The organism is Moraxella sp. HMSC061H09, from assembly GCF_001809255.1.
GTDB classification, from domain to species: domain Bacteria; phylum Pseudomonadota; class Gammaproteobacteria; order Pseudomonadales; family Moraxellaceae; genus Moraxella; species Moraxella catarrhalis.
This window is the reverse complement of sequence record NZ_KV796845.1, coordinates 1-15,920: the sequence shown is the minus strand read 5'-3', so window position 1 is coordinate 15,920 and position 15,920 is coordinate 1. Positions and strand designations below refer to the sequence as shown.

Below are 15,920 nucleotides of genomic sequence, written 5' to 3'. Positions count from 1 at the left end.
AAAAAAATCTCATCGAAAATGCCAGTGCTGAACATGGATATTTTGATGGGCGTTGGCTGGATCGTTCAGTTGATGTAATTTTGCCAGATAATACCGCTGATGTCAGCTTAATTTATGATACAGGTACGCAGTATCGCTTTGATGAGGTGGTATTTTTTACCATTGATCCTAAAACCAATCAATTGACAACCGATCCAGATAAGCTGCCAGTTAAACGAGAATTACTTGAGCAGTTACTCACCGTTAACATGGGAGAGGCTTACAATTTACAGGCGGTGCGTGCACTTTCAAATGATTTGATTGCCACACGGTATTTTAATATGGTGAATACCGAGATTGTCTTTCCAGAGCGTGAACAGATCCAAAACGACCAAGTGAGCTTTGAGCAGTCTTCAAGTAGCCGTACTGAACCAGCACAAGTTGATGAAAGCACACTTGAACCTGTCATTGAAACCGTTGAGCTAACGGATGGGATATTAATGGATATTTCGCCCATCGAATTTAGTGCATCTAATCTGATTCAAGACAAGCTAAATTTGGTGGCTGCCAAGGCTCGCCATTTATATGACATGCCTGATGATAGGGTGCTTGCCATCAATCATGATGATGGCGTAAATCGCTCTATTTTGGGCAGAATCAGCGATGCCGTATCTGCCGTTGCACGCGCTATTTTACCTGATGAATCTGAAAATGAGGTAATAGATTTGCCCGAGCGTACCGCATTGGCTAATCGCAAGACCCCTGCCGATGTCTATCAAAGTAAAAAAGTGCCGCTATATGTCTTTGTGGCGAGTGATAAACCACGAGATGGTCAAATTGGTTTGGGCTGGGGATCGGACACAGGTACCCGCCTAGTCACAAAATTTGAGCATAATTTGATTAATCGTGATGGCTATCAAGCAGGCGCTGAGCTAAGACTGTCTGAGGATAAAAAAGGGGTCAAGTTATATGCCACCAAACCGCTTAGCCACCCTCTAAATGATCAGCTAAGAGCAACTTTGGGTTATCAACAAGAAGTTTTTGGTCACTCTACCAATGGTTTTGATTTATCCACACGCACCCTAGAGCATGAGATTAGCCGCAGTATTATCCAAAATGGTGGCTGGAATCGTACTTATTCATTGCGTTATCGTCTTGATAAGCTTAAAACCCAAGCACCCCCTGAAACATGGCAGGATTTACCAGTGGATTTTGTCAATGGTAAGCCAAGCCAAGAGGCGTTATTGGCAGGTGTTGCTGTGCATAAAACGGTTGCAGATAATTTGGTTAATCCGATGCGTGGCTATCGTCAGCGATATTCTTTAGAGGTTGGCTCAAGCGGTTTGGTATCGGATGCTAATATGGCTATTGCTCGAGCTGGTATTAGTGGCGTGTATAGTTTTGGGGATAATGCTTATGGCAGCAATCGTGCCCATCAGATGACTGGTGGCATACAAGCAGGATACATTTGGTCGGATAATTTTAATCATGTGCCATATCGTTTGCGTTTTTTTGCTGGTGGCGACCAAAGTATTCGTGGATATGCACATGACAGTTTATCACCTATATCAGATAAGGGTTATCTGACAGGCGGTCAAGTATTGGCGGTTGGTACAGCTGAATATAATTATGAATTTATGAAAGATTTGCGTTTGGCGGTTTTTGGTGATATTGGTAATGCTTATGATAAAGGCTTTACTAATGATACCAAAATTGGTGCAGGTGTCGGTGTTCGCTGGGCATCACCTGTCGGTCAAGTTCGTGTTGATGTGGCAACTGGTGTCAAAGAAGAGGGCAATCCCATTAAGCTGCATTTTTTTATTGGCACACCATTTTAATTCAGCTTAGTTTATTATTTTATTTATTTTACGATTTTATATCGCCGACAGATTGGCGTGAATTGATAATTTTAACCATTTGTGATTAAATGACGCATTGGTAATTAGATGTCTAAAGGCGGCACATGACTCATCAGGATAATTCAAAAAACTCGTCATCGGCAGAAAATAGGGTTTCTGCTGGCGTTGCTGCACCGACTAAAACTCAGCCCAAACCACCAAACCCACCCAAACCACAATGGCTAATCTATTTAATTCGCTTAATTGTCGGAGCAATTATTGCCGCTTTATTGTTGTTGGCGGTGTTATTTGCCATGACCAACAGCGAGTCAGGTTCAAAGTTTTTAATCGAAAAAATTGCGTTAGAAACTGGCACTAAGCTTAAGTACAGCGAAGGCTCAATTCGCCGTGGAGTTTGGGTGCAAGATGTCAAAATCGCTCAAAGTGAAGATATTACCATCACCATTAATCGTGCCTATGTACAGCTTGGGTGGCGAGCCTTGTTTGCTCGCCAAGTGCATTTGGTCAATCCTAAGATTGATAAAGTTTATGTGACAAACACCAAGCCATCAACAGGCGAACCCTTTGATTATGCGACCATCAACCTACCAGTGACGCTTAAGCTTGAAAATGCCAAAGTCAATGAAATTATCTATGACCAAGTGGATTCTGAGCCTGTCGTACTGCATCATATCGCATTTGATCACGCATCATGGGCAGATTCAACAGTTAAAATTGATAACGCCATGCTAAGCTATGGTGATGATATTAATATCAGCCATGCCACTGGTGGAATTGATTTAACAGGTCATTATCCGCTGTCGTTGTCGGCAGATGTGCATATCTTGGCACTTGATGATGCGTATTTTGATACTTTGTCGGTGAAAGCAGGCGGTAGCCTTAAGCGTACCGTTGGTACACTCACCGGCAAATATAATCAGCATCATGTGACAGGCAGCTTTATCGCTCAAGGGTTGGATAAAAACTCACCTTTTAGTGCACGCCTTGATTTTGATGAAGTACGATTGCCTTATGCTGACAGTCAAAATATTTTACTAAAAAATGGCTCTATCATCGCTGATGGCGTCATCTCAAATATCGAGCTACGTATTAACACTGAGTTATCCGCCAAAGATATTCCTGATGGGCATTATCACGGTCGTGGAATTATTCGTGGCAGTACCATGCAAATCCCATATTTGCAGGCTGATACTGCCAATGGTACTTTGGTGGCAACGGGTGATATGACTTGGGAAGATGGCTATGAGCTTGATGCCACCATTACAGCAGACGGCTATCGTATCCGTGAAGAGATGCCAAGTGATTATCATGAATATAAAGCCTATCTACCTAAGGTTTTGACAGGCTCACTTGGGGTTAAGTATACGCTATTAGACAAAGCCAGTCATGATACTCGGTTTGAGTTTGATCTGAATCAAAAAGACGGTGAACGCATTCAAGCGACGCTGGCTCAAAATCAACAGAGTGATCATGAGCCTTGGCGTATTGATGCGACTTGGGCAAATCTAATCCGCCATGATATTCCACAAATTGGCGAGATTCATAGCCGCTTAGGTCAGGCATCAGTTCGTTTGGAGAACGGACATACCTATATTAACGCCTCTGCTGACATTGTTAAACTTAATGCCGTCCCAAGCGGATCATATCATGTGCAAGCAAATATTGAGCAAAATCAGCACTTGCACTTGACAGATTTTAACTATCAAGGCGTGATGGGCGAGTTGACAGGTACTGGCAGGGTTGATTTTGCGACTGCCCAAAGACCGCTTGAGTGGCAGCTTGATGTCACTGCCAATCCAGTCAAACCCAATGCGTATTTTCAAACACCCAATCAAACACCGTTTGAGCAAATTTCAGGCAGAATAATTGCTTCAGGGCGTCTGCGTGAGATAGATGGTGTGTCAATTCATGACATTAAAGTGGATGACAGTGATTTAACCGCTTTATTAAATGACGGCAAGCAAGTACATCTGATGGGTCAAGGCGTCAGCAAGATTAGGCTACAAGATGGACAAATTAGCCATCTTAAGGCAAATTTTGATGGCAAGCTTGCTCAAGATATCTTACCGCAGGTAGCTGACTCAAGCATTGGATTGGATATTGAAGGTGATTTGAATGATTTGACCATCACACGGGCAGTCATGATGAATGACTCAGGCAAAGTATCGCTTGCAGGTCGTCTTGGATTAAATGACGGTATTCATTGGCAAATTCAAGGGCGATTAGATGAGGTGGATACCGCCGCTTTTGTTGATGATGACAATTTAGTTGCGATCATCACAGGCGATCTTGCCACATCAGGCAGATATCGTGATGGCGTGATGGATGATATCGCACTCACTTTTGATGGTCAAGTGATTAACAATTTAATCCCAAATGGTCATCTAAGTATTGATGCGACAGGTTCTGGCAATCGCTTTATGGTCAATCATCTAAGACATGATGGCACAGCAGGCACGCTGAATGCGACAGGCTGGGTAGATATTAGCCAAGGTGCTGCATGGCAGCTAGAGGCTGATATGAATTCATTGAATTTGGGTGCATTTATCCAGTCGCTAGATACTGACTTAAACGGTACAATTCAGCTTGCAGGCAACTGGCAAGAGTCTCATCAAGTCATTGATATCAGTAATTTGGATATTACAGGTAGCTACAATAATCAGCCACTTATCGCCACAGGCAGCTTATATGCCAAGCTTTCCCTACCTAAAGATTTGGCTGGGTATATCCAAAGTATCAAGCAAGCAAGCCGCCCACCGACTTCGTCTGATGATTTATTGGCACTAAAAAATCGTATTGATAACAACGCACGCCAAACCCAAAATATCGTTCATAAACTCAATGCTGATAATCTACAAGTCCGCATTGGCAATAATCATTTGGCCATATCAGGCGATGAAAGACAGTTGACCGCCAGTGTGAATGTGATTGATCTTGGGCAGCTGATTGATACCGCAAGTGGTGCGATTCAAGGCGGTGTGATTGTCGTCAATGATCATCACGCTTTGCCAACTTTATATATTGATGCCAGTGTCTCATCACTCAGATTTGCCAATATCACCATCCAAAACGCCCAAGCTATCGGTAAAATTGTCAATCTGGGTAATAGCGAAAGCCAGCTGTTGGTTCAGGGTGATGATATTATCGTGATGGGACGCACCATTAAATCTGCTCGGATGGATTTTAGTGGCACAGAAGCCGATCATATCTTATCAATTTCAACCAAAAGCGGTGATATCGAAGCATCTATGCATATTGATGGGGCATTTAATCGCAACAATATGCGATATCATGGTGTTTTGTCTGATGGTTTTGTCAAGAGTGGATTTGGCAAAATGTCACAGCGTCAGCCGACCGAGTTTAGCTATGGATTGGATGATAATAGCTTACAAATTGCAGCGCATTGTTGGCAATCGGCACATATCCAAGGCGATGGCGTGGGTGCGATTTGTTTACAAGATACATTAAGTTATACACCGCAATCAGGGAATGTCAATCTTATTATCCAAAATCTTGATACTCAAGTACTATTGGCGGCTCTACCCAGTGATATTCATTGGAAATCCATGCTCAATGGTCGCATTAAGGCAATGTGGCAGGCAGGTCAATCACCTTTGGTTGATGCTGTACTGTATTCTGATGATGGTACAATTGGCTTAACTCAAGAAGAGACAGGTTATATTGAGATGCCATATCAGCGTGCGTCTGTGATTGCCAAAAGTGTTGATAATGGCTTAAAGGTAAGAACCGATATCTTGGGTACGGCAGGGCGGGGTTATGCCGATGTAATCATCAACCCCAAGCAAACAGACAAGCCCATTTCTGGTGCGCTTGTTATGAATGATCTTAATTTGGCGGTATTGCGACCATTTTTCCCGAGCATTCAAACATTGAGCGGTAAAGTCAGCTTGGCAGGTGGCTTAGGTGGTACATTATCCAAACCATTGTTTTATGGTAATGCCAATTTAAAGAATGGTGCATTAGCGATTGTTGGCGTACCAATGCCCATTTCTGATGTTGATGCCACGGTGAACATACGAGGTACTAAAGCACGCTTAGACGGTAGATTTATGGGTGGTGAGGGTCATGGTGTGCTTTATGGTGAAATGGATTGGGCAGAAGAGCTGTATGCTCGCCTTGGCGTATTTGGTGAAAATCTGACCGTCAGCCAGCCACCGCTTGTGACGGCACAAATCAGCCCTGAGCTGGAAGTGATTATCAGACCTTTCCAAAAATTTGTAGATGTTCAAGGCGTTGTTAGTATCCCATCAGCAACCATTCGTCCGCCAGAGGCAACCGCAGATATCGTAACCGAATCCCCAGATGTATCAGTCATTGACCGCCGTATCACAGGTAATATTGACCAGATTTTAAGTAGAGCGAAACCTTGGGATATTAATGCAAATATCGGTGTTGATTTGGGTAATGAGATTGAATTTCGTGGATTTGGGGCGGTATTACCATTGGCAGGCGCGATACATTTGACTCAGTCAGGACAAGGTGCAATGCAAGCTCTTGGCGTGGTTCAGGTTTCTAAACGCACAAAAATCGATGTCATCGGTCAAAATTTGGATTTAAATTATGCCCAAATTCGTTTTGATGGCGACATGCTTAATCCACGCTTATCTATTGAGGGTGAAAAACAAATTGAAGGGCAAACGGTGGGCGTTCGCATTCGTGGAACGGCATCAAATCCAAACATTACCGTATTTAATGATGCAGGTTTGGATGAATACCAAGCAATGAATGCACTGGTGACAGGACGCATTAGCGAATCAAGTGATTTGGGTATCACAGAGCAGGGTTTTCGCTCACAAGTAACCAATCACCTTGCTGCTGCTGGCTTAAGCTTAGGTTTGTCAGGAACCAGAGATTTAACCAACCAAATTGGTCACGCATTTGGTTTTCAGAGTTTGACCATTGATGCCTCGGGCAGCTCAGATGATACCAATGTTAATGTTACAGGCTATATTACACCAGATTTGTATTTGCGTTATGGCGTGGGTGTGTTTAATGCTGAATCAACCTTATCCATGCGTTATCAATTGACACGCCGTGTTTATATTGAAGCAACCAGTGCCGCTGAAAATATGGTTGATGTGATTTATCGTTGGAAGTTTTAGCCAAAAAACCATTCATAAATGCGTTTGAATGTGTATCAGATGATGAATAAAAAGGCATTGATCAGAAGTTTTATCCATGCCAAATGTTTGATGAAATTGATTTTAATCTGTATGTCATTTTAACAAAGTAATTGTCAGCATTTTTAGACCGATTGATACCTTAAAAACCCAACAAGCATCATCTGTCAGTACAAATGATGCCTGTTGGGTTGGAGAAAAACGGTTTTTATTAAAGTGATTTAAGATATTAAACTGATCTAAAATCAATATGATACATTATGTTAATAATTTCATGTTAATATCTTGATAATAGCTAATGTCGCCAATGGATCATTAGATAATTATGAGATAATTACTTGGTCAAAATTAATCGATTATTTCGAGTTAAACGCAGGCGGTACTCTTCCCCTTGATGTTCAATACGCACTTCCTTGGTCATGGCAAAAAGATTTTGTGAGTATAATGTTGGTAAGCGAATGTGATCACGGTTACTAAAATAACGAGCGATACTCATAGTCATGGCGATTTTCCTTGTGTTGACGGGTGATGGGTGGTTATCCCAAGCCGTATGCTAAACTACTATCTTACTAAAGTGCACTCTGATTCAAATATATTTTGAGTGCTGGCATGATTGCCATTAAAATGATCCATTACCGTTTTATCATTAGGTTAATTTTCGAATGATATTGGTTTTTAAACAGCAATAATTATCATTTGTAGTTATAATAGCAGGTTTTTAGTAAATTGCAAATATAAATATCAAAATTTGATAAAATTCATTAAAAAAATCCATAACTGATTGAAAAATAAAAACTTATGCAAGTAAATTGTATCCATAATCATAACATTGTGTCTGTTGCAGTAGCTGTACTGAGATATACAGATAAATTTTTGGTAGCAAAGCGTCATATGCATCAACACCAAGGGGGTAAGTGGGAATTTATTGGGGGTAAGATTGATGCAAACGAATCTGCCAAACAGGCGTTGATGCGTGAGGTTAATGAAGAAATTGGTCTATCATTAAATACCGACCAGTTGGTTTTTATGGGAAAAGTGTATCATGATTATCAAGATAAAAAGGTATATTTATATACTTATGAAGTATATCTAACCAAAAAACAATATCATGATTTTTTATATTGCCAAAAAGGACTTGAAAATCAAGCGTTGAGATGGCTTGATATGGATGAAATGATTGCTAAGGTTAATCAATTTCCTGTCGCTAACGCACGGATTATGGATTGGATTGGATTACCAAATCTGCTGTATATCAGCCATGCGGTGGATTACTTTGGTGATTTTGATGGTTTTGTGAATTATTATAGCAACCAGTTGCCTAAATCCGCCTATTTTTATTGTCGACCTTGCGTGGGTACTGATGATGCCATTAGGCTGCTAACTTTACTAAAATCTAAGCGTCCAGATATTAATTTTGTGGTCAGTTGGTCGGTTTGTCAAGCTGCCCAAGATATGATGAAAGTACTTGGTGGCGTCATGGTGAAATTAACTTGTGATGAACTTGAATATTTTTCTGCTAATTTTGATAAACTGCCAACCGATTTACCGCTTTGGGTTGGTGTGCATGATAAAAAAGAGGCAATGATGGCCAATCAGCTTGCCAAAAGCCATCGCATCGTAGCGGCACTTATCTCACCTGTACACAAAACAAAAACCCATCCTAAGGCTCATGCGCTTGGTTGGCAGGGGTTTGAGTCCTTGGCTAAGCTGTGTGATATGCCAAGTATGGCATTGGGTGGGATGACATACTTTGATATGAATTGTGCAAAAAATCATGGTGCAAAAGGTATTGCAGGAATTAGGGGGCTGATTTTATCTCATAATAGCCAGCATTATTGAACGATAAGATAAACCATGCAAGCACTTGGCATAGCACGCTTTATTCTTGTGTCAATGTGTTCACACAAGAATTAACATTGCCAAGCTTTAAATATTGATTTATAATTCGGGCATATCACTTGTTTTAGACCTAAAAATTTTGACGAAAAGACCGTAAGGAAAATATCATGTCAAACCTTTATTCTACCCATTTATCTTCTCGAAAAACCCAAGAAATTCAAGCAGTTGAGTTACTTGTTGCCCTAAATACTTTGGCAAGCAGACAGGTTTCGGTGACATTTTTGGGCGAGCGTATGACATTGGATGTGGTGGCATTGATAGCACTGCATGATAAATATGGTGTGGCATTGGCTGATACTTTGGCGTTTGCCAAGGCTTTGGTTGATCATGGTTTAGAAAATACATCGCTTGATATTGTACAAGCAATCAAAGCACAAAAGTCAGCCAATGAGTTTGATAGCGGTAGTCAAATCAAAGCGACTGATGTGGTATTGTATGGATTTGGCCGCATTGGCCGCATTTTGGCACGCTTATTGATGAGTCGCCCTGCGTCAGAGTCAGGCTTACAGCTTAAGGCCATTGTCGTGCGTCCAGCGGGTGAGGGTGATTTGGCTAAGCGTGCATCGCTATTAGAACGAGATTCGGTACATGGTTGGTTTAATGGCTCTGTAAAAGTTGATGCCACAAATAATGGTATTATTGTCAATGGTCGCTTTATCAAGGTAATTTATGCGTCTGACCCATCAGAGGTGGATTATACAGCACATGATATCAATGATGCGATTGTCATCGATAATACAGGCAAATGGAAAGATGAAGCGGGGCTTGGTAAACATTTGGCATCAAAAGGTGTAAAAAAAGTGTTACTAACAGCACCTGCCAAAGGCGAAATTAAGAATATTGTCTATGGCGTCAATCACGATACCATTGGTAGCGATACCATTGTATCAGCGGCCAGCTGTACCACCAATGCCATCACGCCAACCCTGAAAGTTTTGCATGATGAATATGGTATTGTTCATGGTCATATGGAGACCATTCACGCATTCACCAATGACCAAAATTTGGTAGATAATCACCATAAAGCTGACCGCCGTGGTCGTGCTGCACCACTGAATATGGTCATGACCAGTACAGGTGCAGCGTCTGCAGTATCCAAAGCCATTCCTGAGCTTAAAGGCAAACTGTCAGGCAACGCCATTCGTGTACCTACCCCAAATGTTTCATTGGCAATTTTAAACTTAAACTTTGAAAAATCAGTGGGTGATACTAAGGCAATTAACGCCTTTATCCAATCCAAGGCACAAAGTGAGCAGTGGCAGGCACAGATTGACTATTCAGACTCACCTGAGGCGGTGTCAACTGATTTTGTAGGCTCTGAAAAAGTGGCAATTTTTGATGCCAAGGCAACCATTGCTACTGATAACCGTGCCACCTTATATGTTTGGTATGATAATGAGATGGGCTATAGCACTCAAGTTATCCGTGTGGCTGAACAGATGGCAAAATAAAGCCTTATCTAACTTTTGAGTTATCCCAGCTATTTTTGACCAAAAGCCCATCAGTTAATGCTGATGGGCTTTTTGGCTAAAAAGACATTCTTGGCTCACCAAATGGCAAGTTAGAGTGAGTTGCTTTATAATAATATTATAAAATTTTACTTAAATATTAATCCAATATCGGCGAACGGTTTTACCATTGGTATTTAACTTATTTTCTAAAATACCACCGTGATTCTCGATCACCTTAGCAGATGCCAAATTGCTATCATCACAGGTAATGAGTACTTGATTTAAGCCATTTTGTTGACAGTGTGTCAGTGCAAGCTTGAGCATTTGGCTGGCGATACCTTGACCCCAGTAATTTGGATGAGTACTGTAGCCAATATGTCCGCCTTGAACTTTTAAAAACTCATTCAATTGATAACGCACATTAATCACCCCAAGAACCAAACCCAACTCATCGACACCACAAAAAGTATCATCCGCTACTTTAACAAAGGCATGATTTGGTGCAGGTGTGCCTGCAGGTGCACGACTAAAATTAAGCCAGTCTTCATACCAGTCTTCATAACTGTCAAATAAAGAAAGTGACATACCGTGTAATACCAGCCCATTATCTTCAAAGGCTTTGGCGAGTGATAAAATTTGCGACTGATGGGCGAGTGTCGGCGCTATGAGTGAAATCTTGGGCATGATAATTCCTTAAACCTTATTATAAGAGGTTTTATTGTACCGCATAAATGATTTTGTGTTTTGTTATTTTTCAATCATTGAGCAATTTGTGCTACAATAGTCATCAATTAACTAAAATTTGAGCAAAATTATGCGTTTTATTGATGAAGCTGTAATCAGCGTCAAAGCAGGTGATGGCGGTAACGGGATTGTTAGCTTTCGCCGTGAAAAATTTGTTCCCAAAGGCGGACCAGATGGCGGCGATGGTGGCAAAGGCGGTGATGTTTATGCCATTGCCGATGATAATACCAATACCTTGGTGGATTATCGCTATACTCGTAAGTTTGAAGCACACCGTGGTGAAAATGGTGGCAGCAAAAACCGTTCAGGTAAGGGTGCTGATGATATCTATTTGGCAGTACCGATAGGGACAACGATTATTGATACTGATTTGGATGTGGTGATTGGAGATTTAACCGAAAAAGGTCAAAAAATCTTGATTGCCAAAGGTGGTGATGGTGGTTTTGGTAATACACGCTTTAAATCTTCTACCAATCAAGCACCTCGTAAAGCAACACCTGGATTTGCTGGTGAGACAAGAAATATCAAGCTTGAGCTTAAAGTTGTGGCCGATGTTGGTTTGATTGGTTTGCCAAATGCAGGTAAATCGACCTTTATTCGTCAGGTCTCAGCTGCCAGACCTAAAGTGGCTGATTATCCGTTTACAACACTTGTACCAAACTTAGGTGTGGTAGATGTTGGCTTGCATCAATCTTTTGTTATGGCAGATATCCCAGGTTTGATTGAGGGTGCATCTGATGGTGCAGGGCTTGGCATTCGATTTTTAAAGCATGTGGCACGCACGCGTCGTTTGTTACATATTGTTGATGTCAAGCCGATTGATGAATCAGATCCTGTTGCTAATGCACAGATTATCTTAAATGAATTGAATAAGTTTTCTCAAGAGTTATCACAGCTGCCACAAATTTTGGTATTAAATAAAATTGACCAAATTCCCAACGAGCAGCGTGATGCTGTTTGTCAAGATATCATCACACGATTAGGCTGGGCAGGCGAGGTATTTTACACCTCAACGCTGACTGGCGAAGGGGTTGAATCAGTCAAACATCATTTGATGCAGGTCATTGAAGATGAGCGTGAGCGTGAGCTTGAAGATCCGATGTTTGCTGAAGCGCAGGCGGCTCGCTTTGCACGCCTTGAAGAAGAAGTGCGTCATAATACCGAAATCCAAAAAGAAGCTTATCGTGCGATGCGTAAAGCACAGCGTGAGGGCGGTGATGGTGATGACGATGATGATTGGAATGATGACGATTATGATGTTGCAGTTGAATATGCACCTTATTAAAGTGAGCTGGCATCATCATTTTAAGGGTTTATCAGCGTTTTTAAGCATATTTATTTTACATGCAATGGCCTGTTAATTTGGCAAATTGTTTGTGCTATTTAAATATTGTATAAACTTAAATATTGTATAAACCATCGTTTGGCGACCAGATTGGGGATGTGATGCCTGTAATCGCAATCAACCAAAAATTTTGCTATCTATTGGCATGATTGAGATTTATGGTATCCGTGATGATATGACCATTTTATAACTTGATAAACATAGATTTTTACTTATATTATTTAAATAATTAAGTTATTAATCCTAAAAAATAAATTGATAGAGAGATTTATGACAGCACAGTTTGCCCCCCTAAAAAATGATCGCTTGTTGCGTGCATTAAAGTTCTTACCTGTGGATACCACACCAGTTTGGATGATGCGTCAAGCAGGGCGATATTTACCAGAGTATAAGCAAGTGCGTGCACAAGCAGGCGATTTTTTAAGTCTATGTAAAGATATTGATAAGGCAACAGAAGTAACTTTACAACCATTGCGTCGGTTTGAGTTGGATGCTGCAATTTTATTTAGTGATATTCTAACCATTCCTGATGCTTTTGATTTGGGTCTATACTTTGCTGAAGGTAAAGGTCCTAAGCTGACCAAGACGGTGCGGACAGAGTCACAGATTATGGCGCTGCCAAAGATTGACATGACTTCATCACTTGATTATGTGATGAAGGCTGTAACAAGCATTCGCAAAGCATTAAATGGTCAGGTGCCATTGTTTGGTTTTAGTGGCAGTCCTTGGACTTTGGCAACTTATATGGTTGAGGGCGGTTCTAGCCGTGAATTCCGCCATACCAAACACATGATGTATGCCACGCCTGAGCTTTTACATGCATTGCTTGCAAAAATTACCGATGCAGTGGTTGATTATTTAGATGCACAGATTGTGGCAGGCGCACAGATTGTGCAGATTTTTGACAGTTGGGGTGGAGTGCTTGGTCATCGCCAGTTTACCGAATTTAGCCATGCTTATAATCGTAAGATTGTTGCCCGCCTAAAAGCCATTCATCCTGATGTGCCTGTGATATTATTTACCAAAGGCGGCGGCTTATGGCTAGATGTTCAAGCAGATAGCCAAGCTGATGCACTGGGTTTAGATTGGACAATGCCATTAGATAAGGCGCGTCACTTACTACACGCCCTAAATGCCAAAAAAGCAATACAGGGAAACTTGGATCCTGCAACCATTTTTGGTTCACCGAAGATGATACAAATGGAGGTTCATCGTATGTTAGATGATGCGTATGTCCTTGATAAATCAGGTTATGTTGCTAACTTTGGTCATGGCATTACACAGTGGTCAAATCCTGACCATGCTAAGGCATTTATTGATGCAGTGCATGATTATCAGATTTCATAATAAGTTAGACCGCCCCCTAAGCGATATACTCAGGGGGTTTATCAATAGCGATATTTGTTCTAAATTGGTAACTCAATCATCAATCAAGTGTATTGCCATAAAATCATCTGATACCAAAAGATAATAGTATTGAAGCTTTGTCATTTGGATATTTATTTAATAAATTTATTTAAGATAATATTCATTATCTATGATATTTTAAAGATAAAATAATCACTAAGGCTTGAGCTTTGGCATAATATTATGAATGATATTCATCAAAGATATCAGATTTTTTATTCACTATAAATTTAAAATTATTCATCAATATGTTGTGAGTTATTTGCAATCTAACCACATTTCCGCTAGGATAATTATTTGATTGTTAACATGTTAAGGGATGAGATTTATGAGTATCACTGAGCAAAAAAATTAATATCGGTATCGTTGGGGGTTATTCCTGATACCCGTTCGGTTCGAGTATCTAATAAACTGTGTATCGGCATTCATCACGATATCGATGTTTTGACAATCATTGTGGTGCAAGACACTTGTCAAGGGTGCAGCAGGGCAAGCGGTACAAAATATGAACATCATGTTTGGTTTTAATGAGATAATAGGACTGGATTTGGTGCCAGTGATGCCTTGATTGGGTATGTTATTAATGATTGGCTTGTGCTGACATAGTTATTCGATAAATTACTTGTAAACTATGGTGAATTTTATTAGCATTATTCAACAGTACCCAAATAAATGGGTAATATTGATATGCTAAAATATTGCCATAACCCTATCTAGGACTCCAAAAAGCATAATTTAAGGTATGTATGCAAACAAATATCCGTTTTCATCATCAGTCTGGAATCAGTGTTCTACTGATTGTTTCATGGCTTTTGCTGGCTGTATTTGCACTTATTATTGGCTATTTGGTGATGAACCCAAGTATCATAACCAAAGAACAATTAGAGCAGCCATCTGCCATAAGTGTATCGAATGAAGGTGAGTGGCAACCCATCATCGCCGATGATAGTACAAAAATACATCCTGATACACCTGCACCAATTGCGTCATATTATGAAGCAGTAAACCGAGCTGCCCAGTCGGTCGTGAATATTTATACCACCCAAAATGCACACCATCAACTATATTCAAACGATCCTGTATTGCAGCAGTTTTTGGAGCGTTATTATGGTGGAGCACCACATCAAGGCGTAAATCTAGGCTCAGGTGTAGTGGTGTCTAGCGAAGGCTATATCGTCACTAATGCCCATGTGATTAACGGTGCTGATGAGATTACAGTGGCACTAAATGATGGTCGTAAAGCACGTGCTACCGTTATCGGTAGTGATGCAGACAGTGATTTGGCGGTGATTAAGGTTGAGCTGGATAATCTTGTACCAATGGCATTTCGTGCTGAGCCAATTCGTGTTGGCGATGTATCACTGGCAATTGGTAACCCATTTGGTGTTGGTCAAACAGTTACCCAAGGCATCATTTCTGCGACAGGACGCACTGGTATCGGTGTCAGTAGTTTTGAGGATTTTATCCAAACAGATGCAGCAATTAATCCAGGAAACTCTGGCGGTGCTTTGGTTGATGCTAATGGTGCTTTGATTGGGATTAATACGGCGATTTATTCACGCTCTGGCGGTTCGATGGGGATTGGTTTTGCCATTCCCAATCAAATTGTCCAGCAAGTTATGACATCCCTCATCACCACAGGTAAAGTTAGCCGTGGCTGGATGGGGATTGAAATGGTTCGTATGACAGATGATCCTACAAATATCGAGAGTCGCTCGAATGTTATTATTCGTCGAGTTTGGCAGAATAGTCCAGCAGAGCATGCAGGCTTAAAATCTGGTGATAAGATTGTGCGTATTGATGGCGTACACATTACCAGTATCAATGAGCTTGTCGGTGTTGTCGCTCGTAAAGCACCTGACAGTCAGCTGACTGTTGAGATCATGCGTGATCAGAGACCGATGACCGTACAGGTGATATTAGCTGAGCGACCCAGCTCAGAAACATTAAGCCAACCTGTACAAAACTCACTCAGTCAGTCAAGACAAAGTACACAGCTTGAACAACTATTGCAAGAGCTAGAATTCCTGCATGGCACACCGCAATGATGCAGTTTAATATTAGGCATTGTTAAATTAAAATACATATCTTAAGC

The 15,920-nt window shown here is 41.0% G+C and carries 9 protein-coding genes; 7 read left to right on the top strand and 2 right to left on the bottom strand.

All coding sequences use genetic code 11. The annotated features are described in order from the left end of the window. Both HMPREF2573_RS03870 and HMPREF2573_RS03865 read left to right on the top strand, forming a co-directional pair. A partial coding sequence (locus tag HMPREF2573_RS03870; RefSeq protein WP_070472622.1) for an autotransporter assembly complex protein TamA occupies positions 1 to 1,817 on the top strand: 1,817 nt, incomplete at its 5' end. Positions 1,818 to 1,942: 125 nt separating this feature from the next. Further along, complete coding sequence (locus HMPREF2573_RS03865; protein WP_070472618.1) at positions 1,943 to 6,961, top strand: translocation/assembly module TamB domain-containing protein; 5,019 nt, start codon at positions 1,943 to 1,945, stop codon at positions 6,959 to 6,961. A 352-nt stretch (positions 6,962 to 7,313) separates the two neighbouring features. Here the strand turns inward: HMPREF2573_RS03865 and hemP are convergent, their stop codons facing one another. Further along, positions 7,314 to 7,475, bottom strand: a complete 162-nt coding sequence (hemP, locus tag HMPREF2573_RS09045; RefSeq protein ID WP_226889965.1) for a hemin uptake protein HemP — start codon at positions 7,473 to 7,475, stop codon at positions 7,314 to 7,316. 335 nt (positions 7,476 to 7,810) lie between these two features. Between hemP and HMPREF2573_RS03860 the strand changes: the two genes are divergently transcribed. After that, positions 7,811 to 8,818 carry an NUDIX domain-containing protein gene (locus tag HMPREF2573_RS03860; RefSeq protein WP_226889906.1) on the top strand — a complete coding sequence of 336 codons (1,008 nt, stop codon included), beginning with the start codon at positions 7,811 to 7,813 and terminating at the stop codon, positions 8,816 to 8,818. Between the two features lie 167 nt (positions 8,819 to 8,985). Continuing rightward, the gene (locus HMPREF2573_RS03855) at positions 8,986 to 10,329 is read left to right on the top strand and encodes a glyceraldehyde-3-phosphate dehydrogenase (RefSeq protein ID WP_070472614.1); all 1,344 of its coding nucleotides are present in this window, start codon (positions 8,986 to 8,988) and stop codon (positions 10,327 to 10,329) included. A gap of 150 nt (positions 10,330 to 10,479) precedes the next feature. Here the strand turns inward: HMPREF2573_RS03855 and HMPREF2573_RS03850 are convergent, their stop codons facing one another. Then, positions 10,480 to 11,013, bottom strand: coding sequence for a GNAT family N-acetyltransferase (locus HMPREF2573_RS03850; RefSeq protein ID WP_070472611.1), 534 nt, complete (start codon positions 11,011 to 11,013; stop codon positions 10,480 to 10,482). A 130-nt stretch (positions 11,014 to 11,143) separates the two neighbouring features. Here HMPREF2573_RS03850 and cgtA point away from each other — a divergent pair, with 130 nt between their 5' ends. The 3 genes from cgtA to HMPREF2573_RS03835 all read left to right on the top strand — a co-directional run bounded on the left by cgtA (position 11,144) and on the right by HMPREF2573_RS03835 (position 15,873). Beyond that, positions 11,144 to 12,358, top strand: coding sequence for an Obg family GTPase CgtA (gene cgtA / locus HMPREF2573_RS03845; protein WP_070472607.1), 1,215 nt, complete (start codon positions 11,144 to 11,146; stop codon positions 12,356 to 12,358). Positions 12,359 to 12,688: 330 nt separating this feature from the next. Further along, a complete protein-coding gene (gene hemE / locus HMPREF2573_RS03840; RefSeq protein ID WP_070472603.1) occupies positions 12,689 to 13,765 on the top strand; it encodes a uroporphyrinogen decarboxylase in 1,077 nt (358 codons plus the stop codon). An 806-nt stretch (positions 13,766 to 14,571) separates the two neighbouring features. Next, positions 14,572 to 15,873: a S1C family serine protease gene (locus tag HMPREF2573_RS03835; RefSeq protein WP_003657430.1), complete on the top strand. Its 1,302-nt coding sequence runs from the start codon at positions 14,572 to 14,574 to the stop codon at positions 15,871 to 15,873. Positions 15,874 to 15,920: the final 47 nt, after the last annotated feature.